This window comes from Ectobacillus sp. (genome assembly GCF_056992975.1).
This window is the reverse complement of the sequence record NZ_JBXKMX010000164.1, coordinates 1-1,514: the sequence shown is the minus strand read 5'-3', so window position 1 is coordinate 1,514 and position 1,514 is coordinate 1. Positions and strand designations below refer to the sequence as shown.

2 protein-coding genes are annotated in these 1,514 nt (G+C 42.4%); both read right to left on the bottom strand.

Translation table 11 applies throughout. From position 1 onward, the window contains the following. Positions 1 to 477 precede the first annotated feature (477 nt). Positions 478 to 645, bottom strand: a complete 168-nt coding sequence (locus AC11ZT_RS07715; protein WP_484059042.1) for a gamma-type small acid-soluble spore protein — start codon at positions 643 to 645, stop codon at positions 478 to 480. A 67-nt stretch (positions 646 to 712) separates the two neighbouring features. After that, on the bottom strand, positions 713 to 1,462 hold the full coding sequence (gene fabL, locus AC11ZT_RS07710; RefSeq protein ID WP_484059041.1) for an enoyl-[acyl-carrier-protein] reductase FabL: 750 nt from the start codon (positions 1,460 to 1,462) through the stop codon (positions 713 to 715). Between the last annotated feature and the right edge of the window lie 52 nt (positions 1,463 to 1,514).

The window sequence follows — 1,514 nt, the reverse complement described above, 5'->3', positions numbered from 1 at the left end:
GGCTGGACCGAAACGTCTCGAGGGGCTAGGCGCTGTAGCTAGACACCTAAACGTGTCGAAAATTCTATACTTTCTTATCTTTTAAGAAAAGCGCAGGGCGCCCGCCTATCGGCGACAAGCATAAGACGAGCGCTGACAGAAGGCGTTCTTTGCCTTCCAAAGTGATTGGCTTATGACCTCGAGCCGATGGCGCCCGGAGCTAGACACTAAGAAAAGCGCAAGCGCCCTGTTCAGCCCCGACAAGCACTGGAGGGCCAGAAGGTGAAGTCGCTCTTTGACTTCAGCGGCTGGACCGAAGTGACTCGAGGGGCTTGGCTGCTTGCGCTAGACACCAAAACGCATCGAAAATTCCATACTTTCTTATACTTTAAGAAATACACGACTTATCCCTCAATGGAGAACAAACATGTCATCCCTTCTAAAAACGTACCGAATGCACAAAGTAAGGCACTCTTCCTAGGAAGAGTGCCTGTTTGATTATTCTTGTCCCAAATTGCCTTGTGCAGCTTTGTTCTGAGATTGTTGGTTTTGACGTTTCACTTCTTGAGCGTCGGTTTCACTTGCAAACTCAGTCCCAAATTGCCCACCAGCGTTTTGTTGTTTTACTTTTCCTACATTTGTACCAGCTTCTGTGTTCTTTGCCATTGAAATCACCTCCACGATAATAAGATAACCATCATCATGAAATCTATTCCAATGCAAACACTATTTTTTACACAAGTAACGAAATGCCACCATCTACAATAATCGTTTGACCACGAATCATACTTGCCCCATCAGAAATTAAAAACATGATCGTATTTACCATATCATGTACTTCTACCATACGCCCTGCTGGCGTCTGTTCCGCAGCTGCAACTAGCAATTCTTCTCTATTTGGAAATGAATTTAAAGCATCTGTATTTAGGACGCCTCCTGAAACGGCATTAACACAAATATTTTTTGGTGCCAGTTCTACAGCCAAATATCTTGTTAATGCTTCCAAGGCAGCTTTTGATACACCTACAACCGTATAGTTTTCGAAACAACGAATTGAACCAAGGGAGCTAATGCTGACAATCTTTCCGCCGCCATTTTTCTCCATCAATTTTGCTGCTTCTTGCGCACAAAATAATAAAGCTTTAGAATTAACACCCATCGTCCAATCCCAATGTGACTCCTCCAACTCCATAAGAGGACGCTGTACACCAGATGCTGCGTTACTAATGAAGACATCTAATCGTCCGTAATACTCTTCAATTTCAGCAAACATTTTTTTAACTTTTTCAACATCTCCAACATTGGCTTTAATAACCAATGCTCTACGTCCCATTGCCTCTATTTCAGCTGCAACCTCTAGAGCTTTTGTTTTACTGCGTGCATAATTAATAACAAGGTCATAGCCTGCTTCAGCCAGTTTCAAAGCAGTGCTACGTCCTAATCCTTTACTACTTCCAGTTACAAGCGCAACTTTTTGTTCCATTTATTTTATTCCACCTTTCAAGGATAAAAGTACATATAAAAGAGAAAATAAT

Bases quoted from the DNA above. Each gene is read 5' to 3' on its own strand.
- fabL (WP_484059041.1), bottom strand. From the start codon at position 1,462: ATGGAACAAAAAGTTGCGCTTGTAACTGGAAGTAGTAAAGGATTAGGA.
- AC11ZT_RS07715 (WP_484059042.1), bottom strand. From the start codon at position 645: ATGGCAAAGAACACAGAAGCTGGTACAAATGTAGGAAAAGTAAAACAA.